General features: G+C 51.9%; 18 protein-coding genes. 17 read left to right on the plus strand and 1 reads right to left on the minus strand.

Features of this window, described 5'->3' with window-relative positions:
• Positions 1 to 40: 40 nt before the first annotated feature.
• From I2B62_RS06475 to I2B62_RS06555, 17 genes are all read left to right on the plus strand, one after another.
• Positions 41 to 2,011: a sodium-translocating pyrophosphatase gene (locus I2B62_RS06475; protein WP_195268172.1), complete on the plus strand. Its 1,971-nt coding sequence runs from the start codon at positions 41 to 43 to the stop codon at positions 2,009 to 2,011.
• A gap of 127 nt (positions 2,012 to 2,138) precedes the next feature.
• The gene (locus I2B62_RS06480) at positions 2,139 to 3,533 is read left to right on the plus strand and encodes a serine hydrolase domain-containing protein (protein ID WP_195268173.1); all 1,395 of its coding nucleotides are present in this window, start codon (positions 2,139 to 2,141) and stop codon (positions 3,531 to 3,533) included.
• A gap of 152 nt (positions 3,534 to 3,685) precedes the next feature.
• Positions 3,686 to 4,381 carry a response regulator transcription factor gene (locus I2B62_RS06485; RefSeq protein ID WP_195268174.1) on the plus strand — a complete coding sequence of 232 codons (696 nt, stop codon included), beginning with the start codon at positions 3,686 to 3,688 and terminating at the stop codon, positions 4,379 to 4,381.
• Positions 4,347 to 6,641: a HAMP domain-containing sensor histidine kinase gene (locus tag I2B62_RS06490; protein ID WP_195268175.1), complete on the plus strand. Its 2,295-nt coding sequence runs from the start codon at positions 4,347 to 4,349 to the stop codon at positions 6,639 to 6,641. Before I2B62_RS06485 ends, I2B62_RS06490 begins: the two co-directional genes overlap by 35 nt.
• 157 nt (positions 6,642 to 6,798) lie before the next feature.
• Positions 6,799 to 8,121: a D-serine ammonia-lyase gene (locus I2B62_RS06495; protein WP_195268176.1), complete on the plus strand. Its 1,323-nt coding sequence runs from the start codon at positions 6,799 to 6,801 to the stop codon at positions 8,119 to 8,121.
• A gap of 208 nt (positions 8,122 to 8,329) precedes the next feature.
• A complete protein-coding gene (gene glyA, locus I2B62_RS06500) occupies positions 8,330 to 9,586 on the plus strand; it encodes a serine hydroxymethyltransferase (protein ID WP_195268177.1) in 1,257 nt (418 codons plus the stop codon).
• Positions 9,587 to 9,657: 71 nt separating this feature from the next.
• Complete coding sequence (locus I2B62_RS06505; protein ID WP_347707799.1) at positions 9,658 to 11,121, plus strand: alanine/glycine:cation symporter family protein; 1,464 nt, start codon at positions 9,658 to 9,660, stop codon at positions 11,119 to 11,121.
• Between the two features lie 163 nt (positions 11,122 to 11,284).
• The gene (locus I2B62_RS06510) at positions 11,285 to 12,781 is read left to right on the plus strand and encodes a histidine kinase (protein WP_195268179.1); all 1,497 of its coding nucleotides are present in this window, start codon (positions 11,285 to 11,287) and stop codon (positions 12,779 to 12,781) included.
• Positions 12,774 to 13,466, plus strand: a complete 693-nt coding sequence (locus I2B62_RS06515; RefSeq protein WP_195268180.1) for a response regulator — start codon at positions 12,774 to 12,776, stop codon at positions 13,464 to 13,466. The genes I2B62_RS06510 and I2B62_RS06515 overlap by 8 nt, the downstream gene beginning before the upstream one ends.
• 524 nt (positions 13,467 to 13,990) lie before the next feature.
• Positions 13,991 to 14,797 carry an alpha/beta hydrolase gene (locus tag I2B62_RS06520; protein ID WP_195268181.1) on the plus strand — a complete coding sequence of 269 codons (807 nt, stop codon included), beginning with the start codon at positions 13,991 to 13,993 and terminating at the stop codon, positions 14,795 to 14,797.
• A 152-nt stretch (positions 14,798 to 14,949) separates the two neighbouring features.
• Positions 14,950 to 18,111, plus strand: coding sequence for an Ig-like domain-containing protein (locus tag I2B62_RS06525; protein WP_195268182.1), 3,162 nt, complete (start codon positions 14,950 to 14,952; stop codon positions 18,109 to 18,111).
• Positions 18,112 to 18,333: 222 nt separating this feature from the next.
• Positions 18,334 to 19,623 (plus strand): hypothetical protein, encoded by a 1,290-nt coding sequence (locus I2B62_RS06530; RefSeq protein WP_195268183.1) that lies wholly within the window; start codon positions 18,334 to 18,336, stop codon positions 19,621 to 19,623.
• A gap of 20 nt (positions 19,624 to 19,643) precedes the next feature.
• Entirely contained in the window at positions 19,644 to 20,138 is a 495-nt protein-coding gene (locus I2B62_RS06535) for a hypothetical protein (protein ID WP_195268184.1), read from the plus strand.
• Positions 20,139 to 20,182: 44 nt separating this feature from the next.
• A complete protein-coding gene (locus tag I2B62_RS06540; protein WP_195268185.1) occupies positions 20,183 to 21,121 on the plus strand; it encodes a polysaccharide deacetylase family protein in 939 nt (312 codons plus the stop codon).
• An 18-nt stretch (positions 21,122 to 21,139) separates the two neighbouring features.
• A complete protein-coding gene (locus I2B62_RS06545; protein ID WP_195268186.1) occupies positions 21,140 to 23,014 on the plus strand; it encodes a glycerophosphodiester phosphodiesterase in 1,875 nt (624 codons plus the stop codon).
• A 38-nt stretch (positions 23,015 to 23,052) separates the two neighbouring features.
• Positions 23,053 to 23,208, plus strand: a complete 156-nt coding sequence (locus tag I2B62_RS06550) for a hypothetical protein (RefSeq protein ID WP_195268187.1) — start codon at positions 23,053 to 23,055, stop codon at positions 23,206 to 23,208.
• On the plus strand, positions 23,201 to 23,779 hold the full coding sequence (locus tag I2B62_RS06555) for a hypothetical protein (RefSeq protein ID WP_195268188.1): 579 nt from the start codon (positions 23,201 to 23,203) through the stop codon (positions 23,777 to 23,779). Before I2B62_RS06550 ends, I2B62_RS06555 begins: the two co-directional genes overlap by 8 nt.
• Before the next feature lie 41 nt (positions 23,780 to 23,820).
• Here I2B62_RS06555 and I2B62_RS06560 read toward each other — a convergent pair whose 3' ends face one another.
• A complete protein-coding gene (locus tag I2B62_RS06560; RefSeq protein WP_195268189.1) occupies positions 23,821 to 24,657 on the minus strand; it encodes a response regulator in 837 nt (278 codons plus the stop codon).
• Positions 24,658 to 24,854: the final 197 nt, after the last annotated feature.

Below are 24,854 nucleotides of genomic sequence, written 5' to 3' on the forward strand. Positions count from 1 at the left end.
GAAAAAAATCTGAAAATTTCACGAAGGGGGAATTTGCAAAATGGAATTATGGATCGCTCCTGTTATTGGGGTAATCGCATTGTTAGTTGCAGTTTTCTATACTGCCCGTGTCAATAAAGTCGCTGAAGGCACAGACCGTATGAAGGAGATTGCTTCTTACATTCATGAAGGCGCCATGGCTTTCCTGACCAGAGAGTACAAAATGATGGCTGTCTTTATTGTTGTTTTATTTATTATCTTGTGTGTGACACCCGGCCTTGGATGGCAGACAGCTGTTTGCTTCTTAATTGGTGCACTTTTCTCAGTTCTGGCCGGTTTCTTCGGCATGAACGTTGCCACCAAAGCAAACGTCAGAACTGCAAATGCAGCTCAGGAAAGCGGCATGAACAAAGCCCTGAGCACAGCCTTTTCAGGCGGTGCTGTTATGGGGATGTGCGTTGTAGGCTTAGGCTTAATTGGTGTCAGCGTACTTTACATTATTTTCCAGGATACAGCCATTGTTACCGGTTTTGGTCTGGGTGCTTCCTCCATGGCTTTATTTGGCCGTGTTGGCGGTGGTATCTATACAAAAGCTGCTGACGTAGGGGCAGACCTTGTTGGTAAGGTAGAAGCCGGTATTCCTGAAGATGACCCGAGAAACCCTGCAGTTATCGCTGATAATGTTGGTGACAACGTTGGTGACGTAGCCGGTATGGGTTCTGACTTATTTGAATCCTATGTTGGTTCTTTAATCTCTGCAATGACCCTGGGTGTTGTTGTGACTCAGAGCGTTGTCGGTATTTTATTCCCATTATTATTAGCCGCTATCGGTATCGTCGCTTCAATCATCGGTACTTTCTTTGTACGCGGTAAAGAAGGCGGAAGCCCGCAGAAATCCTTGAATATGGGTACTTATGTATCTGGTATTCTGGTCATCATCGCTTCCTACTTCCTGTCTACTTATATGTTAGGCAGCTTCTATCCGTTCATCGCAATTATTTCTGGTTTAATCGTTGGTATTGCCATCGGTCAGCTGACTGAATACTATACCTCTGAAAAATACAAACCCGTACAGCATATTGCGCAGCAGTCTGAAACCGGTTCTGCAACCACTGTTATTTCCGGTCTGGCTGTTGGTATGAAGTCTACAGCGCTGCCATTGATTGCAATTGCGATTGCGATCTTCCTGGCTTACTGGGCTGCCGGCCTGTTCGGTATCGCCTTGGCAGCTGTCGGTATGTTATCCACCTGCGGTATGACCATCGCCGTTGACGCTTATGGTCCGATTGCCGATAACGCCGGCGGGATTGCAGAAATGTCTGAACTGCCTGAAGATGTCCGTAATATTACGGATCAGCTGGACGCTGTTGGTAACACCACTGCTGCTATCGGTAAAGGCTTTGCCATTGGTTCTGCAGCGCTGACTGCTCTTGGTCTGTTCGCTTCTTATGCGGAAACCGTCGGCCTGAGCCAGATCAGCTTACTGGACCCAATGGTTATCATCGGTTTATTACTCGGCGCGATGCTGCCGTTCTTATTCTCAGCCTTAACCATGGAAGCTGTCGGCGATGCTGCCAACGACATGATCGAAGAAGTTCGCCGTCAGTTCAGAGAAGATTCCGGTATCATGGCTGGTACCAGCAAACCGGACTATGCGAAATGTGTTGATATTTCAACCGCAGCCGCTCTGAAAAAGATGATCGCTCCTGGCCTTCTTGCTATCATTGCACCATTGGCGATTGGCTTGATTTTAGGCTCAGAAGCTCTCGGTGGTTTACTGGCAGGCTCCTTAGCATCTGGTGTGCTTATGGCAATCATGATGTCAAACGCCGGCGGCGCCTGGGATAATGCTAAAAAATACATCGAATCCGGTGTTCACGGCGGCAAGGGCTCCGAAGCCCACAAAGCTGCTGTTGTTGGGGATACCGTTGGTGACCCGTTCAAGGATACTTCCGGCCCATCCATCAACATCTTAATCAAATTAATGACCATTGTTTCATTGGTATTCGCACCAATCTTCATGGGTCTTTAAGAAAAAACTGATCCCGCGGTGTCGTTTTATACGACGCTGTGGGATTTTTGTATTTATGGCTTTATTTATTGGCAGATAAGCTGTATACTATGGAAAGACAAAAGCCTCAAAGGAGAAATGAACGAAGATGACAGAACAAGAGAAATTTGAAACCTATGTGACGCAGTGCATGAATGATCATCAGGCTGTGGGAATGGCCGTGGCCGTTGTGGACGCACAGGGTGCGACAAAATATGAGCATTTTTTCGGGAAGCGGGATCAGGAAACCGGAAGTGCTATTGATGATGAAACCATTTTTGGGCTCGCGTCCCTGACCAAGTCCTTTACCTGCCTGGCTGTTTTAAAGATGCAGGAGGATGGCCTGCTGAGCATTGAAGACCCGGTGAGTGACTATATTCCAGAATTCAAGGGAATGAACCAGGGAGAACCGGTTTTAATCAAGCACCTGATGATCCACAGTGGAGGATATTTTCCCCAGTCGCGTATTGTGGTGGATACAGTAGCGGCGGAGCTGGGACTGGATGAAGCCGTTGTTGGTGATTTGGCTTATAATGCGAAACTGGCGCAGGAGGGCTGCCGTCAGGTGGCGGCAAGACTCGATGCCCAGGAGGAATTTATCGGCCGTCCAGGAGCGTATTTCAGCTATTGCAATGACGGTTACGGCCTGTTGTCGGATATTATTTACCACCACGGCGGTTCCGCCTCCTATGCGGATTATCTGCTGGAGCATATTTTGAAGCCTCTGGGCATGGAGCGGAGCTTCTGCGATTTTGTGCGTCCATTGAAGGACGGGAACCACGCGTCGCTTTACGCGGTTGTTGCGGGAGAGCTGACCCGAGTCAAGGACTACCATGACAACGCCTTTGTGTTAAACGGCGGCGGCGCCATGAAATCTACGGTAAAAGATTTGAAAAAATATATCGCCATGTATCTGAACAATGGAACAGGCCTCAACGGCACAGCCGTTGCGAAGCCAGAAACCATCACGGCCATGACGACAAAGCATCAGTCAGATTCGTACGTGACCGACTACGGCTATGGGCTGGACATCAAGGAGCTAAAGGGCCTGAAGGTAGTGGGCCATGGGGGAAGCCTGCCCGGTGTTTCTTCACACCTGCTGTGGTGCCCTGAAAAGGGGATCGGCGTCATTGTGCTGTGCAATACAGAGGATGTGCCGGTCAGTGGTGTGGCGGAAGCAGCGCTGAGCATGGGGCTGGGCTTTGAGGCCGAAAGCTGCCGCCATCATTATAAAAACAGATCCTGGGACGCCCAGACCCTCGAAGCAGCCTGTGGCGTTTACGCTTCCGATGAAGGTGTAAAAATTGAGCTCTGTATGGGCGAAGGGGGAGAAGTGCTGCTGAAGAATGGCGAGAAGGCTTCTTCGGTTATTATGATCGAACCAGGACATGCCATGATCGCCGGAGAATACAGCGATACCTTTATCGAGCTGATTGCCGATGACCGCCGCGGTATTTTTGGTATGCGTTATGGCTCCAGAATTCTGCCGAAAGCAGGAGCCTAAGTTTTATTTTATTCTGGAAAAAAAGATCGGTGCAGATTTGCACCGGTCTTTTTTGCTTCATAAATTCTTAATAAAATGAGCACTTTCTTTGTAAGAATGTTATGGTATGATAATACCATCAGATCGATACTGAAGGACAGAAGGAGTAAGAAATGAACATATTAATATGTGATGACGAACGGGAAATCGTCGACGCTTTGGAGCTTTACCTGAAAAATGAAGGATATGATATTTTTAAGGCCTACTCTGGAAAAGAAGCGCTGGACATTGTCTGTGAAAATACCATCCATCTGATATTGATGGACATCATGATGCCTGAAATGGACGGGATTCATGCAACCCTGAAAATCCGTGAGACCGCGAACATTCCGATTATTTTCCTGTCGGCAAAGGCAGAGGACAATGACAAAATCATGGGCCTGACAGTGGGCGGTGATGATTATATCACCAAGCCCTTTAATCCCCTGGAGGTTATCGCCCGGGTAAAATCCCAGCTTCGGCGTTACACGACCCTTGGGAGCTATGTAAAACGGACTGACGTGTACAAGACCGGCGGTCTGGAGTTGGACGACGCATACAAAAAAGTGACCGTTGACGGGGAAGAGGTTAAGCTGACCCCGGTGGAATATAAGATTTTGAAGTTTTTAATGCGGGAAATGGGAAAGGTTTTTTCCATCGAGCAGATTTATGAAAATGTCTGGGAGGAGCCTTCGTACAATGCGGATAACACCGTTGCCGTCCACGTGCGGCGCATCCGCGAAAAGATTGAAATCAATCCGAAGGAGCCCAAATACTTAAAGGTGGTGTGGGGAATTGGATACAAAGTCGAAAAATACCCTCCGCAATAGCGGAGTAATTGTAATAAAGAGTGAGCACCTGCTCCGCAACAGCGGAGTCAAGCTCATTGCATTTATACTGGCAGTGCTGCTTTTGAGCACTGGGATCTTCGTGCTGGAGCAGACCGCCACCACAAAGATGGAGGGCTTCGGTATTTCCGAAACCTGGGACGAGCAGGATTATCTGAAGAGCAGCTCGCTTCGCTCAGAGGTCTACAGTGTTTACCATGACCTGTTTGCTTTGGCAGACACGTACCGCTCCGAGGAGTATATCCGCAGCGGAGCCTTTCTCGATGATAATGCCTTTCTCGAAGAATATAAGCTCTCTCTGCTCGCGCAGGACAGAGATCGTTTTGGACTGTGGGAGGCGGAGCTCGGCAGTACGGATACCGATTATTACGGCGAGCGTTCTGATAACAATGTGTCAAAAACCGTCATTGATGTCATCAATTCAGATGCCTTCATGGAAAGACACGGCAGCGAGATCGAAAAGTATAAAGCGGAGCAGATACAAAAGCAGCTCCAGAGCTACGCCGAGACGCTTAACAGTCTGGAAAGCGCACAGAAAAGCTTTGGTCTTAAGTGGTATATTGAGCGGGACGGGCAGAAAAGAACCAGCGGCGAAGGCGTGACGCCAGAGTCCCTGATACAGTCTAAGGTCTATCTCGAAAATGACAAGGGAAAGATCAACGCCTCCCAGGAAATGAGTCAATATAATTATGGTGAAAACGGGAATACCGATAACCGCATTGTCCTGGCCTTTGATGACCGGAAGGTCAGTGAGGTGGCTGAAATTTACAGTCAGGACCGGGCGGATGCCGTACTGGCGGTCCAGGTTTTCTTTGTCTGTGGATTATTATCCCTGATCTGTCTGGTGGTGGCCTGTATTGGCGCCGGACGCCGCGAAACAGACAACGACATTCATCTTCTGGCCATTGACCGCGTGTATTGGGACCTGCATTTGATTGTCCTTGCATGGTGTGAGGGAATGCTCATTGCGGCAGGGATGGCCTGCATTATGTACCGACTTCCGGCCTACATGTCCGCGATCCTGCTGATCATTGCGGTGGCCCTTGCCTATAACTATGTGCTGAGCATTGTGCGTGTGATCAAGGCACACCGCTTTATGAACCGGTTTGGAACGGCTGTGCTATGCAAAAAATGCTGGCACCTGATCAAGCGTTTTTGCTGCAATATCCGGGATTTTTACCGGAGCGTGATCAAGGGCCGTTCACTGGTGTTGCTGCTGTGCGCAGCTATTATCATCTGTGCGATCGTGGGGATGCTCATCGTTGCGCTGCCGCCAATCGGCATCATTCTTCTGGGCGTGGCGCTGTGGTTTGGCGCAAAACGGGCAAAATCACTGGATCAGACCATCAAGGGTGTAGAGCGCATCTATGAAGGCGATACGGACTATAAGATTGAGGTTGAAGGGCATGGACCGGTAGAGGAAATGGCAAAAAATATCAATAATATTAACGAGGGCTTGTCGACAGCGGTCAGAGACGCGGTGGAAAAGGAGTTGAAAAGTGAACGGCTGAAAACGGAGCTGATCACCAATGTCTCCCATGATATCCGCACTCCGCTGACATCCATCATCACCTATATTGATTTGTTGAAAAAGGAAGACATTGACGAGGAATCCAGAGAGCGCTACATCGCAGTGCTGGAACAGAAAGCCGCGCGGCTGAAGGCGCTGACCGATGACCTCTTTGAAGCGGCAAAGGCCTCGACCGGCAACATCGAGGTGCATTGGGATGCCGTAAACATGGAAGCTCTGGTAAATCAGGGGATGGGTGAGCTTGAGGACAAGATCGAGGAATCCGGCCTCCAGTTCATCGTTACCCGGCCCCAGGAAAAAGTGCTGGTGCACGCAGATGGCCGCCTGCTCTGGCGGATTATTGAGAACCTGCTGTCTAATGTGCTCAAATACGCCCTGCCCGGTTCCCGGGTCTACATGACCGTTGACCGGGATATGTTCACAGGCAAAGGGGTATTTGTCATTAAAAATATCTCGGCCGATCCGCTGAACATTCCGGCTGAGGAGCTGTTGGAACGCTTTAAGCGCGGGGACGATACCCGCCACAGTGAGGGAAGCGGACTGGGACTCGCCATTGCCAGAGACCTGACCGAGCTGCAAAACGGCCAGTTTGACCTGACCATTGACGGTGACCTGTTCAAGGCAACGGTTTATCTGGAGCTGGTGCCGGATGAGGCGCCAGAAGATGCAGTGGCGGAAGATGAAGCCAGCGGGCCAGATGCTGAAGAATAGACGCGTAAAAAAACGATCCTGGGGGCTCTACAGAAAAGCCCCCAGGGATTTTTGTTTTTTGTCAAGATCGGTATAAAATTTGGCAGAATATAGAATGGAAAATTTCCCAGAAAACGGTATACTTTAAGATAACAATGAGATCATGGAGGAATTAAAAATGGACGTGAATCAGTTATACGAGGATTATCCTCTGACCCGGCGTATGCAGCGGGGCGAGGAGGTGATCTGGTTTAATCCGGATTCGGGAAAATCCGAAGCTCTGCCTTTTAGCCGGGAGGATACAGCTGACGCAGAAGCCAGGCTGCGGCGCTTTGCCCCCTATATTAAGGCCAGCTTTCCTGAAACCAGAGCAGCGGACGGCATGATTGAGTCGCCAGTGAAGGAAGCGCCGGATATGCAGGCGGCTCTTGAAAAGCAGTACGGCACAGCGATCACTGGACAACTGCTGATTAAATGCGACAGCCACCTGCCGGTTTCAGGCTCCATCAAAGCCCGGGGCGGTATTTACGAAGTGCTAAAGCTGGCCGAAAGCATTGCCGTGGAAAAGGGATTGCTCAGCTACGGAGATGACTACGCCGTGCTGGCCGAAAAACGCTTCAAAGACCTATTTTCCGGCTATCGGGTAGCTGTCGGCTCCACAGGCAATCTGGGGCTCAGTATCGGCATCATCAGCGCAAAGCTGGGGTTTGATGTGACCGTGCACATGTCAGCGGATGCCAGACAGTGGAAAAAGGATATGCTTCGGTCAAAGGGCGTGCATGTTATCGAGTATCCTGAGGACTACCAGAAGGCTGTGGCCGAGGGGCGGAAACAGGCCGAGGGCGACCCCACCTGTCATTTTGTGGACGACGAAGGCTCGTCCGACCTGTTCCTGGGGTATTCCACAGCGGCGGAGCGCCTGAGAAAGCAGCTTGACGGGCTGGGAATCACCATCGACGCAGAGCATCCCCTGTTTGTTTACCTGCCCTGCGGTGTGGGCGGCGGACCCGGCGGCGTGACCTTTGGGCTGAAAACTGTTTTTGGTGAGAATGCCCATTGCTTTTTCGCCGAGCCCACCCACGCGCCGTGTATGCTCTTGGGAATGATGACCGGCCTGAACGATGGCATCAGTGTTTCAGACATTGGCCTGGATGGAAAAACTGCGGCCGACGGACTGGCGGTCAGCCGGCCGTCCCGTCTGGTGGGCCGGGTGATGAAAACTCTGATCGACGGTGCTTTCACCGTCGAGGATGCGGAAATGTACCGTTTGCTCAGGCTGGTCATGGACACCGAGGGGCTGACCATCGAGCCCTCTGGCTGCGCGGGCTTCCCAGGCCCGGCTCATGTGCTGGGCGATGCCGGCTATTGTCTTGAAAAGGGACTGACAGAAAGCAGGCTGAAAAATGCGGTGCATCTGGTCTGGGCCACTGGCGGCAATATGGTGCCAGAAAAGGAAATGAAGGCCTATTACAAAAAAGGCTGCCAGCTTACAGAAGAATAAAAGTCGGGTATAAAAGCCGGTCCGCTGTGAAATACAGACGGACCGGTTTTTTAATGTAAGCGAATAGTCAAAATCCATCAAGGATCGGTCAAAAATCAGAATATACGCTTTCGTAAAATTCATGTAAAATAAAACCATCCAATACAGAGAAGAACTGGATGTCGACAACCCCAGTTAAAATGTTTAAAATAAGAAAGAGGTTATAAAAATGCTAAAAACTACCCGAAAGTCCGATCCGGCCATATACGAAATTGTCTCGGCAGAGCTGAAACGCCAGGAACACAATATTGAAATGATCGCGTCTGAGAGCACAGCGCCCACAGAGGTCCTTGAGCTCAGCGGCTCCATCTTTACCAATAAAACCGAGGAGGGTTATCCGGGCGCACGGTTTCAGGCGGGCTCGGAGGAAGCCGATAAGATTGAGAACCTGGCCCGTGACCGCGCCAAGGCGCTCTTTGGCGCAGACCATGTCAATGTTCAGTCTTACTCTGGCTCCACAGCCAACTACTGCGTCTATTCTGCCATTCTCACACCTGGCGACCGAGTGCTCAGTATGCGTCTGGACCAGGGCGGACATCTGACCCACGGCTCCCCGGTAAACTTTTTGAGAAAGGTTTATGAATATGACTTCTACGGTGTTGATCCTGAAACCGAACAAATTGATTATGATGCCCTTGAGGCCAAGGCCATGGAGTACAGACCAAAGCTTATCATCGGCGGCGCGAGCTCTTACCCACGCCTGATCGATTATGAGCGGATGGCAGAGATCGCGAAAAAATGCGGCGCCTACCTGATGATCGACATGGCACATATTGCAGGCCTGGTGGCGGCAGGGGTGATCCCAAGCCCGATTCCCTATGCCGACTTTGTTTCCTCCTCCACCACCAAAACCTTCTGCGGGCCGCGTTCCGGCATGGTGTTCTGTAAAAAAGAGCACGCCAGACTTTTAGACAAGGGCACCTTCCCGGGGACCATCGGCTCCATTCATCTGGCCACCATCGCCGCGAAGGCCTGGTCCTTTGGTTATGCGGCCACACCGGAATTTAAGGCGGTTATGGAACAGATCATCAAAAACGCGAAGTGTCTGGCCGAAGCGCTGCAGAATCATGGATTCCGCATTATCAGCGGCGGTACCGACAACCACATTGTCATGGTAGATTTAAGACCGAAGAACCTGACCGGTAAAGCTTTTGAGGAAGCTCTGGAATATGTTGGCATTACGGTGAATAAAAATGTGATCCCCTTTGATAAGGAAAGCCCCATGGTGACCAGCGGCGTGCGTATTGGCCTGACTTCCACCACACAGCGCGGGCTCAGGGAAAAGGAAATTGTGGAAATTGCCGGCATCATGAATGCGGTCGCAGCGAACATTGACAACAAAGACAAGCTCAACGCGCTCAAGGCTCAGGCAGAAGCCCTGATTTCAAAATTCCCGCTGTACCCTGAAGGCTATTTTGAGGATTAAGCTCAAGCGGAGTGCTTAAAGAATAAAGGGTGTGATGCCCGATTAATCCAAAGGAGGGTTAACTTTTGGAAGTGTTTACAAATATTATCAATGCCATCAGCGGCGTCGTATGGAGTACGCCCCTTGTGGTTCTCTGCCTCATTGCCGGACTGATCTTTTCCATATGGCTGGGTTTCCCCCAGATTCGTCATTTCAAGGGGATGATCGGCCTGATCCTCCATCAGGAGAAGGGCAGCAAAAGCGGGATTACCCCCTTTCAGGCCTTCGCGACAACGGTTGGTTCACGCGTAGGCATGGGTTCTGTGGCCGGGGTGGCCACTGGAATCTATTTTGGCGGCCCGGGCGCCCTGTTCTGGATGTGGATACTGGGCCTTCTGGGTGCGGCCACCGCGCTGATCGAAACCACCTTGGCGCAGGCCTATAAACGGCAGGTCAACGGCGAGTATATCGGCGGACCGGCCCTGTACATTGAGCGGGGGTTTAAAAACAAGTGGCTCTCCAGCAAGTACGCCAAGGTTTTTGCTGTTGCCACCATTCTGGGCCCGGGTATCCTGATGCCCGGCCTGCACTCCAACTCGCTGGCCAGCACCTTTGAGCGTTCTTTTGGCCTTCCCATCATCTTTGGCGGTCTTCTGCTCTGTGTCTTCCTGGCCATTGTCACCTTTGGCGGGGTTAAGAGGATCGGTAAGTTCGCTGAGAAGGCGGCTCCGGCCATGTGCCTGATTTATATGCTCATGGCCCTTGGCATCGTCGTGATCTATTACCAGAACATTCCCTCTACTATTGGGCTGGTCTTTAAATCAGCCTTTGGAGCGGACGCTGTATTCGGCGGTATAGTGGGCTCGGCCATTGCCTGGGGGGTCAAGCGCGGCGTTTACTCTACCGAGGCGGGTCAGGGCTCCGGCGCCATTGTGGCCTCGGCGGCAGAAACCTCTCATCCGGTGAAGCAGGGGCTGGTGCAGGCCCTGTCGGTCTATATTGTATCCTTTATTGTCTGTACCTCCACCGCTATCATTCTGCTGTTGAGCATGTCCTACAACGTGGCGGGTCCGGACGGCAGCATGCTGGTAGAATATCTGCCAGGCAGTCAGTACGGTGTGGGCTGGACGCAGGATATTCTGGAAGCCACCTACGGCGGTCTCATCGGTGGCAAGCTGTTCGCGGTGATCATCAGCCTGTTTATTTTCACCAGCCTTATCGGCTATTCCTATCAGGCAGAGAGCAATGTCAACTACCTGTTCCACGGGAAGAAAATGGCGGTTCAGATATTCAGAACGATTTTTATTCTCTCCACCTTTTCGGGCGTTATCGTCAGCGCAGACGCGATCTGGACCATGGGAGATACGGGCGCAGGTATTATGACCTGGCTTAATATCGTGGCGATTCTGGTACTGTCGAAACAGGCAGTTAAGATGGTGAGGGATTATGAAAAGCAGAAGCGTGAAGGGCTGGACCCAGTTTTCCATCCCGAAGAATTCGGCATTGACGACCCTGATCACATCTGGGATAAGTATTCCGACAGGCAAAATTCGTGAGGTAGAGATAATATAAATGGAGAATTATGAGGGCAAATTTCTGTACGGATTTGATTCTCATGATTTTCCATTCTCAATTCTGCATTCTATTTTCATAGGGCTTCCAAATACTTTCTTTGGAAGTTTTTGTGGTATAATGAAAAATAAAAAAAGGGGGAGCGCCTTGAAGATTCAGGAAACAGAGTGGGGATATGTAGAGTGGCAGCATATCCATGAGGAAAATAATCCAAGACAATCCATGAATGTTGGACGGACTGTGATTCTGCCGGGAAAACATCAGGTTGAGCATGTGCACTATGGGCAGGAACAGCTGGTTTATATCCTGAGCGGCGAAGGAATCTATATTATCAACGGCAAGCGCAGACGCTGCGCCAGGGGGGCTGTGCTCTATATGGAGGCGGGCAGCACCCATGAAACCATCAACGACACCAGCGAGCCCATCTGTGAGCTTTTGGTGTCCAACCCGGTCAGCGGCGCGCGGGAGATTACCATGCGCGAGATGAAGGGAATGGACAGCAGTGGTAAAAACGCTCTGTACGCGGCAGTCGAGAGCTTGCGCGCCCCGCTCATTGAGCCCCTCAACCTGCCGCTCACCATATTTGACTCACAGTGGAAGACCGTGCTTCAGACACCGTGCTTTCCCGCGTTCTGTAAAAAACACTGCGATCCTGAAAAGCATCCCGAGGAGTGCGCCTGTATGGACGCCTGCGCCTTTACCGCCGATACCGCCTGTACTGAGAGCGTCTGCCCGATGGGCCTGCGTATTTACAGCGTGCCCATCATTCACAATGACCTGTGTATCGGTGTCGTGCGGGGCGGCTTTATTCTGCTGTCCGGGTCAAGGGTAGAGGAGCACGAGGGCCTGTACGATATGCCCGAGAGCGCGGCCCTCAGCATTAAAAAGCTTCTGGGGGAAATTGCCAACAACATTGTCAACTACTGTGTGTTTGACGATGCACGGAAAGAACTTGAAACCAAGGAAAACGCCATAAAAACCTCGCAGCGGCAGGGTGAAATCCTCGAGCAGAACCTTCAGATTGCCCAGGATACTGTGACCAATTTGAAAATAAACCACCATTTTCTGTTCAATACCCTCAACTGTATGGCCTCCATGGCTCTGCAGGATGGTTCGGAGCGGCTTTATGCCGGAATCGTCGATCTGGCCGACCTGTTCCGCTACACCATGAAAACGAACTGCCGCTTTGTTCCTTTCGAGAAGGAGCTGGCCTACCTCAATAATTATCTCAATCTTCAAAAGCTCCGATACCGCAAAGGCCTGAGTCTCACCTATGATCTGAGCGACGCGCTCATGGGAATTGCCGTCCCCTTCAACTTTTTACAGCCCATTGCGGAAAATGCCTTTATCCACGGCTTCGCGGGAAACGTCAAGGAGCGGAAAATCGCGCTGAAAACCTGGGTATCCGAAGACCGCGCCCATATTGTCATCCAGAATAACGGTGCGGTTATGAATCCCATTACCCTGAACCGTGTGAATCGCAGCCTGGGAAATGGCAGTGGTCACGGCCTGTCACTGATCTATACTAAGCTTGCCGCCGCTTTTGGTGAAAATTTTACCATGACCATTCTTTCGGACCAGAGCAGCACCAGCGTGGCGGTCAATCTTCCCGTCACAGCCGCAGAGGAGGAACCCCATGATTAGAGCTGTCATTGTCGACGATGAGCCCGCTGTATCTGAGATACTCACCTTTTTTATTGAAAAAAACGAGCTGCCCATTGAGATCGTGGGCGTGGCAGATGATGGCCGGGAGGCCCTGACTTTGATCGATCAGGAAAAGCCTCGTCTGGTGTTTTTGGATATTCAGATGCCCATTATGAACGGCTTTGAAGTTATGCAGCAGACCCAGAGCGAAACGTCGTTTATTATCATCACGGCATTTGAATCCTTCAGCTATGCCCAGAAAGCTTTGCGTCTAGGGGCAAAGGATATTCTGCTCAAGCCCATCCAGTACGAGCAGTTTACGGAAGCTCTGACCCGGGCCATCGGCTGGCAGTTTACCGGCAACGCCACGGTCAATGGCGTGCTGGAATATATCCACAGCCATTACGCCGATAAAATCGACCTGCCCACACTGGCCAATACCTTTTATTCCACGCCCAGCCAGATCGCCCGTTTGTTCAAGAAATACATGGACAGCACCGTCATGACCTACGTGCACAAGGTGCGCATTGAAAAAGCTGTGGCCCTTCTTGAGAGCGGAGATGCCAGTGTTAAGGAGGCGGCGCTTTTGACTGGCTACGAAAGCCTGAATAATTTCTATAAATATTTTAAGCAGCATACCGGGATGACCCCGGCGGTCTTCTGCGAGAAAAAACAGACGCCTTAAATGGGAAGGATGGAAAACAGCGTACCTTATATATTCCGTACCGCCATGTATAGATATATAGATAGATAGCCGAAGAAGGCGATGGCAAACGCCACAGCGTCGGTGAAGGAGATGGACAGGCCCAAGATTTTAAACCATGTCTCGGACTGCATCGCCTATCAGCAGCAGTATCAAAGCGATGGTAATGAATTGTTCTCGTAACAGAATGATCATGATAAAAGCTTCCTTTATTTTTTAAAGTTCAGCCGGAGGACCTGCTAAAGGCCCTGCCGGCTGTACTGCCCAAAAGAGGAGAGAGGGGACGGGCAGCAATACAATAAATTGGGATAACAGCCCTTGCTGTTTTCCGTTGATTTATTTTACAGGTTCATTATAGTCGGGGAAGTACACCAGAAGTACACCAAAAACTTAGAATTGCCGTAAAAACCTGGTTTCTTAAAAAAGCTGAAACGGGTTGACATAAGGAGGAGCGCCCTTTACAATAAAATTAAGTGAAAACGAAAACAATTCTAAGGAGAAATATCATGAGAAAAGAATTAACCGTCGCTTCCTTTGATGGTGTAGAGCTGGTAATGACAGTGGATACGCCGGAGGACTACAGAGCTGTCGTGGTTTTTGTCCACGGACTCTGTGAGCACCAGGGCCGGTACGACTACGTCACCGATAAGTTTACCGAACGCCAGTTTAAGGTTTACCGTTTCGATCACAGAGGCCACGGAAAATCGTCCGGTGACCGTTATTTTTACACAAACAAGGATGAAATCATCGACGACACCAACTTTATTGTGGAGCTGGCCAGGAGTGAAAATCCCGGACTGCCTATTTACGTTGTCGGCCACAGCATGGGTGGGTTTGCCGCTGCGGCCTACGGAACCAAATATCCTGGCATTGTGGATGGTATTGTGATCTCAGGCGGCCTGACCCGTGACAACACCGGGATTATTATCCATGTGGATATGGGTCTGGACCCCAAAACAGAGTTCCCAAACGAGCTGGGCGACGGCGTGTGCAGCGACCCGGCTGTAGTGGAAGCCTATGGGAAGGATCCCCTGAACGGCAAGTTCTTTACTGCCGGCTTATGCCAGAGCATTGCCGAGGGCCTGCGCTGGCTCATGGACAACAAGACCTTCAGTTATCCGGTGCTTTTGATGCACGGAGAAAAGGACGCTCTGGTCTCCCCGAAGGATACGCAGGATTTCTTCTCAGATATTTCGTCCCAGGATAAGCAGATGAAAATCTATGGTAATGCCTGTCATGAAATTTTCAACGAGTACATCCGCGACGAGGTCATCGAGGATGCTCTGGCATGGATTGAATACCGGCTGGCATAAAAAATAAAAAAAGCGGCGTCGTGGACAATAACGCCGCTTTTTTTATTGGACAGAAACCAAATTCCTCTGGATTTGTTGTTCTTTTGATGTACTCTCTGGTGTAAGATGGGGTAAGAAACCATTAAGAATACAAAATGAAAGGAGCAACAAAAATGAAAAAGATTAAGGTAGTGCTCATTGCCATGTTAGCACTCCTGCTGCTGACAGGGGGCAGCGTCATGGCAGAGGAAAATGCTGTGCCGTCCGCCACCCAGGCCGGAAAGGGCTTTGTGGTGGAGGGGAGCGCAGAGGGCTACAATTATGAGGGAGGAATACTCACCTTTGTAAAGACAGGAAGCTACACGGTCAGCATGGCGCCGAATGTCACAGAGACCACAGACGTCATTCTGATCAATGGCACAGGCAGCTTTGCGCTTACCATCAACGGGATCAAGGTGGCCACCAGCGCCGAAGGAGACGCCAGTATGCCCCTGTCTGTGCGTCAGGGAGATCTCAGCCTGACCTTGGAAGGGGAAAGCAGTCTTCAATCAGACCTGTCCTCTGCCCTTTACATCGGCGATGGGAGCGGCGATACCAACGACTCCAGTCTGACTGTAAATGGAACAGGCAAGCTGAATCTGCGCTCCGGGCAAGAATTTGCCCTTGAGAGCCTGGGGATGGGCGGTAATATTATCGAGAGCGGCGAAATTTACACGGTCAATGGCATTGTGGATGCGCAACGTGTGCCGGCAGTGGCCGGAGAGCCGCAAGACGGTCAGGGCGACTATGCCATCAGCGCACACTTTGCGGAAAAACTGACCATGAACGGCGGCAGTCTGACGGCTGTGGTCGAGGGAAGTGAAGCGGCGCCGTTTTCAGGAGCGGTTTACTGCTATAACGGCCTAGAGGTCAACGGCGGCACCCTTTCGGGCAAAGCGCCTGGCGGAGGGATCAGCACTGGTGACGGCAGCGGCAAGGGCGGCGGTACCTGTGTTATCAACGGCGGCAGCGTGATCGGCGACGCAGTTCTTGGGGATAAGGTCTATGGTACCTGTGGCTTTTCTGCCATGGGAGAGATTACGATTAACGGCGGCAGCGTCACAGCTCAAGACGGCTATGTTGGAATCGGGGCCAGCCGCGCGCTGACGATTAACGGCGGTCAGATCAATGCCACAGGCGCTCATGTCGGCATTAATGGCGGCGGGTTTGCCGTGAATAAGGAACGCGATATTCTGACCATTACCGGAGGAACCATATACGCCTCGGGAAAGGACTACGACCTTTTCGGCGGCGACTTCGGCGACACGAAGGATTATACCAAGATTTTTCTGCAGGGCGGCAGCATTTTTACCGGAGGCAATAAAATCATGCCCGCACCGCTGAGCTATTACGACGAGGACGATAACATTGAGGTCAAGGCAGAGCTTGTAACGCTGACAGGTCTGCCGGCAGACAGCGGGCTGGACTTTTTCTTCAAGGCGGGCTTTTTCGGAGAGAAGAAGGCAGATCCGGTTAATGGTGCGTATGGAATCCGCGATATGCGTACGGATAAAGACGGCCGGCTCTGTGTTTACGTATCGACCGGTGAAGAAAATCCTTTTGGGGTAACGATTGGCGGCGTGGACTATGAAGGAATGGCGGAAGATGGAAATCACGGCTACACGGCAGAAATGAAGCCAGCTGTGCCGGACATGAAGGTGACCTCTGAGAATGGACATGTACCTTATTATTTTAGCAGCCACTATGTTCTAGAGCCGGGCAGCAGCACTGCGGCCATGGCCAAAGGAAAGGCTGAGTCCAGTGAACGGATTTTTATCGGAAAGCCCAGCGTTATGGTTCCTGAGGATGTGACGGCAGACTATTACCGCCTCACGCTGGATAATGTCCACATCAATACCAGATACGACAGCATTTACATCAATCACCGGAATGTGGAAATCATCACCAGAGGGGACAACTATATCACCGCGGACGAGGGGCACGCCATCGATTCGGTTATCCTCGCGGACGACGATCGTATCGGTACTCTGGCCTTTGGCGGCAGCGGCAGCCTGAACTGTGACGTGGCGGCGGACAAAAAATATCCAGCCATTTTCGGCGGACGTTTTATCGTCGTCAACAGCGGTGTTATTACGGCCCACAGCACCCAGAGTGCGGCTATTATGACCAAATCGGCCACCGACGATCTCAATGACAGCATCACTGTCAATGGCGGCGAGATCAATGTGAGCGGTCCCTTTGGACTGTACGGCTCCAGTATTACCATCAACGGCGGCCGGGTATCCGGCATCAGCGAGGGGAGTGACGAGGGCCTGGTCGTCGGCAGCACTGGTGATATTACCTTTAATGGAGGCAGCGTAAAGCTGAACAGCCAGAGCTATGCGGTCGGCGCAGGCGGAACCCTTACCATCAACGGCGGTACACACCGTCTGCTGGCAGAAAATGATAAAGACCAGAAGGCCTATGGACTGTACGCCAACGGCGGCATTCATGTAAGCGGGGGTACCACATGGGTATCCGGCGGCGCCAGCGACCTGAAGGCAGAAGCTCCAGACCCGGACAGCCCGCTGCCGACAGTGGGGAAACAGAAGGCCAGAGCAGTGACTGTGGCGGACGGTCCGGCCATCATCGTGGATGGCGGCAGCCTGAACGCAGTGCACAATACCCTCTCACCCGAACCGGAAGACACCAGCGGCGCCAGGCTTTATAAAACCATGCTGACAGTGGGCACAGCAGCTAATCTGGGCAGCCTTGAGGGCAAGGTGGGCGAAAGAGCCTTGAGCCTCAAGGATACGGTGACCGACGAAGCGGCTAACCTCTACCTGTATCTGCCAGACCCCGGGGGACAGAAAGCGATCGTCACGACCGCCTCCAATGCTTACCGAGGTACGGTCAGAGAGCTGGAGGCCCAGAATAAACAGCGGACCTTTGGGGCAGTACTGGTTTCGGACAAGCCAGAGCCAGTGGTGCGTGTGACCGGCGTCGAGCTTGATAAGACCAGCGCAGAGCTGGCACAGGGAAAAAGCATGAAGCTGACAGCCTCTGTCAAGTCGGCAAACGCTACCAATAAAAACGTGAGCTGGAAGTCCTCTGACGCCCGGATTGCCAAGGTGGATAACCAGGGCAAGGTCACCGGCATGTCCGTTGGCAAGGCCACCATTACCGTCACTACTGAGGACGGTGCCAAAAGCGCCAGCACGGTTATTACCGTGAAAAAAGCTGGCGGAAACGGTCCGAACACAGGGATTCTGTCCGAGCAGGCCTCCATACCGGCAGCCCTGATTCTGCTGGCTGGCTTTGCCGGACTCGCAGCTGTGGCGGCCCGAAGAAAATAAAAGGCCGGTCTGCATCAGCCGGTTGCACTTCTGATGTGCTGGCTGATGTACCATATATTTGTCATAAAGTTTAGAAGAACTGAGACTCCCAGAGCATGGATTGAGGATCTTTTGTGGAACCTCGTCATGTATAATTATTTTAGAAGTAAAACTTAAAATAAAGTGGAATATTCAATTTATTCCAGAAAAGCAATCTGGTGATATGTCAAGAGGAGAGGAAAGATGAAGTGCTCAGTTTCACAAAAGAGAGAATTTAAAAGGATTCTGGCAGCGCTGCTGACTGTGCTGATGCTCTGGGGAGGCGGCGTGGTCTGGGCAGAGGGCAACGACCCTGTGCCAAGCGTGACGCCGCCAGTGCTGACCCATATTAATTTAAAAGCCACCGGCGCAGTGGTGAACTACAGTGCCAATACGGAGACGCTGGACCGGCTGGTTTACGACAGCCTGGCGATCACAGTGCTCGATGACAATGAGCATAAGATCAATTTCAGCCGTGAGAATATCGCGCTCAGCTATAACAGAAGCCCGGGAAACCAGAAGGTAACCGTGACCTACAAAAGCGGCGGCGGGGGCGATTACGCAGAGAGCGAGGCCACGGCCATGATCAAGATCAACAGCCTGGAAGGGACGAGTGTTCTGCTGATTAACAGCACACCTTCGGTCAAACTGTTCGCGGATAAGGCAGGCATGGACAGCGCCATCATCAAGGCGCTGGAGGTACGTGTGGTGAACAGCGGAGGCGATAACGTCAAGTTCAGCGCCGAGGAGCTGGAGCTCAGCTACAACCGGGCTGTCGGCACACAGCTGGTCACCGTGAAGTATAAGGGAAACACCCAGTACAATGCCTCGGCAGCCGAGGCCAAGGTCGTATTGGAGGACCCCCAAAAAGTGGTTATCACCCTGTCCAGAGACACACCCAGTGTTTCTTACCGTGACGACAAGACCAGCATGGACAAGGCCATTACCGACGCGCTTAAGGTGACCATTACCGACGAGTCCAGAAAAAACGTCAGCTTTTCCCTGAGCGATCTGGAGCTCAGCTACAACCACACCGCGGGCAAGCAGGATATCACCGTGAAATATCTTGGCAACAGCAGCTATCAGTCCGCCACGGCCACGGCCAATGTCAAGATTGTGAATGCATCGCCCTGTGCGCTGGTGCTCACCCAGAATCCCAGAAGCGTGGCCTATGACGCGAACAGCGCGAAGCTGGACGCCGCAGTGTTGGAAAGCCTGAAGGTCAGCCTGGTAGACAAAGACAACAAGCCTATTAAGTACAAAAGCGACGAGCTGAAAATGGACTACAACCGTGTCGAGGGCGATCAGGTGGTAAAGATCAGCTTTGCCGGCAACGATGATTACCAGCCCTGCAGTGCCGAAGCCACCGTGCATCTTGGGCCGTCGGTTCAGAAGGTTTACACCTGGGTTGGCGTCGCAGCGGGCGCCGTTGCATTGCTTATCGTTATTGTTGTCGTAGTGGCCATTGTCCGCTACAGAAGGCAGAATTCATAATATAAAAGGAGGAATCTAAAATGAAACGGAAAACAGCAGTTATTTTAAGTGTGCTGGTACTCGCAGTTCTGGTGGTCACCGCCTGTTCAAAGGCCGACCCGCAGAAAAGCGGCATGCCAAACCCCATGGTCAGCTATGATACCCTGGAGCAGATAGAGAAAAAGATGGGGTACTCCCCGGCGGCTCTGCCAGCCTATTCTGGCTTTGAACTGAAGGAACTGTACATTATCGGCGACGAGCTGGTAGACCTGGAATATCAGAAAACCGGCGGAGCCGAGGCCACCGTGCGCAGCCAGAAAAATGCCACAGGAGATATCAGCGGCTACCAGAATCTGAGCTACTCCACAGAAAGCTATAACGGCACAACCTACAATATTGCCGAAAACGCAGAAGATAAGGCTTTTATCGCAAGCTTTACCAAGGGAGACATGACCTACTCCATGTCCGCTACCGGGCTGGATAAGGATACTTTTAAGAACGAGTTTGCCACAGTGATTGATGAAGTCAGCAACTAACAGGCGGTTATGAGAGCCGCGGACATCCAGGAAGGACAGATCAAATGAAAAGAGGACAATATTACAGAAGCAATCGAAAAGTACATTTAAAACCGCGGTTTTTTATTATTCTGTCAGTGATCCTGCTGATTGTGGCAGGGGCGGCTGTTGCCAGCGTCCTGATGATTAAAAAGTACGACGCTGAAGAGGAAGCGGCCGCACAGGCCGAGGCTGCGGCAGCCATGACCGGGCTCAGCGGCAGCTTTCAGCCCGCGGCGTCGGCAGGAGTGCTGCAGCAGGCAGCCAATGAGCAGAAAAAAGGCGGAGGGCCAAAGGTAAACGCAGAGCTGAGAGCCAAAATGGATGAGGTAAAGGCCAAGCTGGCCGCAGATGACACCGCTGACCTCAAGGTTGTTTTTTTCACCTTTGACGACGGCCCCAGCGAACATACCGGAGAGATACTCGATCTCCTCAGGAAGTACAATATCAAGGCCACCTTTTTTACCAACGGCCGCGAGGGCCCGGTCATGGAGGAGGCGTACCGGCGCATTGTGGATGAAGGCCATACCCTGGCCAACCACACCTGGAGCCACCAGTACAGCCTTTACAAGGACCCAGCTGCCTTTTATGCGGACGTGGAAAAGCTGGACGCTTACCAGAAGCAGGTCACCGGGCTCAAACAGACCTCTCATTTATTCCGGTTTCCCGGCGGCTCTCTGAACGCCAACGCGACCTGCACCCAGGGCATACTTGATCGGGGCTATAACTATGTAGACTGGAATGTGGTCTGCGGCGACGGCACCAGCAACAGCCTAAGCGTGGAGCAGCTGACCAAAAATTTTATCGAAGGCGTTCACGGGCACAATGTCTCCACCGTGCTCTGCCATGCCGAGCAGAAGGACAATACCCGAAAGGCGTTGGACAAAACCTTTAAGACCTTGCTCAAGGAAGGCTACACCTTCCTGCCGATGGAATACGACATGGAGCTGCCAAGACAGATTTAAGAAAAGGGAGGAACAAAGATGAAACCGTGGAATCAAGGCAGGGGCGCCTTTATCAGAGAAAGCCTGGCGCTCCTGCGTTTTAATTTTTGGACATTGGCGGTATTCGAGCTGATTTATAAGCTGGGCGGAACCCTTGCGGTGCTGCCGCTGTTAAATTTTGGGCTGCGCAGGCTTTTGATTTTGGAAGGATTTCCGGTCATATCCGGAGACAGCGTGGCGGCGGCGCTGAAAAATCCGCTGGTGCTCCTGTCGGTCTTTGTCCTTCTTTTGCTGCTGGCCTTTTACTGTATTTTTGAGATCACTGTGCTGGCCCTGTGCTTTCATGAAAGCCGGAACCGCCGAAAGGTGCAGATGATCCCATTGCTGGCCGCGGGCTTTCGGCAGGCCGTACGGATCTTTAACCCCAGGAACTACCTGGCGGTTCTGTTTTTTGTGGTGATCATGCCTGTGCTGCATATCGGTGTCACCTCAGACCTGGTCACAGAGCTCACGGTTCCGGGCTTTATTCTGGATTATATCAAAAGCTCCCCGGTCCTTTACGCGGCCTACACAGGCCTGGGCGTTATCCTGCTGCTGGTCATGGCGCTGACCCTGTTCGCGTTTAACGTCTTTGCCGTGGAGGGACGGAATTTTATTCCAGCCTGCCGCAGGAGCATCCGCCTTTTAAAAGGGCGGATGCTCAAAACAGTGGGCAGCTTTTTACTCTGGACCCTTTTACTGCTGCTGGTTTTTGGTGTGCTTGTGCTGTTCCTGGGGGCACTTTCCCTGTTATCGGGCACTGTGGTCAGTCTGGTCACCGGGCGGCTGGAGGCCGGGGGCGGCCCGCCGCTGGGAATGATGATCCTCATTGGGATTCTGGCAGTCTCAGTATCCGCCTTTAACACCGTCCAGACCTGTCTGGGTACCATGATGAATTATGCCTTTATCTCTCGGTTTTACGAAGCTTACTCGGAGGAAGAAGGCGGGGAGGAAGTACAGGCCCGGAGGATACCCGAAATCTCCGTCCCTTTTCTGAAAAAGCGTCAGCTGATGGTACTGGCGCTGATCATGGTGATGATTGCCGTGGGCGTTAAAACCGGACGCATCGTCACGGCCTTTGACGCAGACGATCTGGATACTTTGCTGCACGGCACCCAGGTCAGCGGACACCGTGGGAATTCCTCCGACGCACCGGAGAACTCGCGCTCTGCCCTGGAAAAAGCCATCGAGCTGGGCGCAGACTATGTGGAGATCGACGTGGCCGAAACCAGGGACGGCGTGCTGGTGGTGTCCCATGATAATAACCTGAAACGAACCACAGGCCAGAACGTCTATATCTGGCAGTCCACCTACGAGGAGATACGGAATCTGGACATCGGCAGCTTTTTTTCGCCGGAATACAAGGGTGAGCGGCTTATGACGCTGGATGAGGCCATCGAGGTGTGCCAGGGCCGAATCCGAATGAACATCGAGCTTAAGCCCACGCCCTACGACAGCGGCTTTGCCCAAAAGGCCGTGGAGACCATAAAGCGGCACGAATTTGAGGGCCAGTGCTACCTGGCCTCTCTGAACTATGGGATTCTCGAGGAGGTAAAGGAGCTGACAACAGAAATCGAGACCCTTTACATTACGCCCATTGCCTACGGTGACATTGAAAACCTGGACGTGGACGCCCTCAGTATCGAGCAGACCTTTATCACCAAAGGGCTGGTGGAGCGGGCCCACCGGAAGAACAAGGACGTGCATGCCTGGACCGTGGACGATGCGGTCAGCATGCAGAAAATGATCGATTGCGGCGTGGACAACATCATCACCGACGATGTGCGCACAGCCATCACGGTGACAGATGAAAATCATCCCACAAGAGAGGAAATACTGAACAATACCTTACAGCAGGTCATCTTTGGACTGTAGAGGCCAAAATACAAAAGACATAAAGGAGGTGTGGCAAAATGATCCGGAAAACAATCATCCATAAAATAACCGGCTGGCAGAACATACAGGCGTGGGGGCAGCGCGTTGTGGAGCAGAACGGAAGCGCTGCGCCGCAGAAGGAAAACCGGGAAAAGGCCAGCCGTAGAGGGGCGGAGTCCCTGGATAATGAGTAGAATGACTGGGCAAATACGAAAAATACCACTGCTGTTGACAGCGCTGCTGCTCCTGGCCGGAATGCATGCTGTATGGGCAGCGGACATGAATCACCCGGTAGAGACCTCCATACTGATGAGCATCAGTCCGGCGTCTCCCGAGCTGGGACAGGCCTTCTATGTGAACGCGGAGGTCTGTGCCCAGTCCATGACAGTGGTAGAAAACGGCCGGGTGGAATTTTACCTGGTGGATGACGACAGCAAAACCGAGCGGCTTATCGGTGCGGCAGAGGTAAAGGCAGGTGCCGCGAAAATAAGGCTGAAGTCAGAGAGCAGCGGTTATCCTTCCCAGTCCGGCACTTACACCCTCATTGCCCGTTACCGGACGGCAGAGGGCGGCTGTGCAGGCTCCGAGACCCGGTGCGCCCTTGACCTGAGCATGGCTTCGGACGGCCCGGCCGGGCTGATCACTGGCATCTCCCTGGCCTCAGAGAGCTCGGTCCTGCTGGCGGCCGGCGGTCTTCTTCTGATTTTGCTGCTCATGGTTCTGTGGCGCTGGCTCCTGGGCCAGGAACGTCAGGGTTTTAATTAAAAATCCCGTGGCGCCGTATTTTGCGGCTTCCGCGGGATTTCTCAGTTCTGTCTGTTTTTGTGCCGGGTGCTTTTCTGATTCAAAAAGGCGGCGGTAAACTCAGCCCAGCTGTAATTGCTCATATACTCCCCGTGAAAGGCGTTGATGGCGTCAATGTCGCCCTTGAGAAAGCGGTAATAGTCACAGTCTACCTTTTTGGTGTCCAGCGCCAGATAGTTCCATTTTTTGATGAGGATATCCTCAGCGTCCACACTCTCAAGCGCACGGCGCAGACTTGAGATAACATTCTGGGCGTGTTTTTTATTGCCCTTGGTACCCGCAGAGTCCTCAAACAGAACCGCGCAGATATTGGAGAGGCTGACGCCATTGCCCTGGCGGTCCACCAGGTAAGCCAGCAGCTCCTTGGCCCGGCTGCGCGAAAAGCTCAGGGGCTTCTGGTCTACAAAAATGTCAAAGGTGCCAAAGGTGTGGATCTGCACCCGCTTTCCCCGGCGCTCGGCCTCCTGCGGGAAGTCCAGATTGTCTAATTCTTCCTGGATCAGCTTCCGGCTGACCGGCTTCAGGATATAACCCTTGGCGTGGAGCCGGAAGGCGTCGTAGGCATAATCCGAGTAACCCGTCACGAAAATGATACGCACCTCCGGAAAGATTTTTTTCAATCTGGCGGCAACCTCCAGGCCAGACATCCTCGACATGATAATATCCAGAAAGGCTAAATCCAGAGGATGCTTTGAATCCTTATTCAGCGTCTGAACAAATTCAAGCGCTTTCTCCGGGTTAATGAAGCCGTGAATCTGTGCCTTTGGCAGGGTTTCTTTTAAGGAAAAGATCAGCTGTTCAAGAGCCAGCCGTTCATCGTCGATTGCTAATACATGCATAAATCTCACTCTCTATCAATATGATAGTCTTATTTTACAGGATGAAGAACAACAAAAGCGCAACAAAAAAGCCCCATTTAAAAAATAAATCATTAAAAAGAAAAAGAATTTGACAAAAAAGTGCAAATTTGTGTTTGTTCTGAAAATACATCGGATTTTGAGGCGCTTTCGAGGAGTATGTCCTGATATAATAAAAA

The sequence above is a fragment of the Eubacterium sp. 1001713B170207_170306_E7 genome (assembly GCF_015547515.1).
Taxonomy (GTDB): Bacteria; Bacillota; Clostridia; order Eubacteriales; family Eubacteriaceae; genus Eubacterium.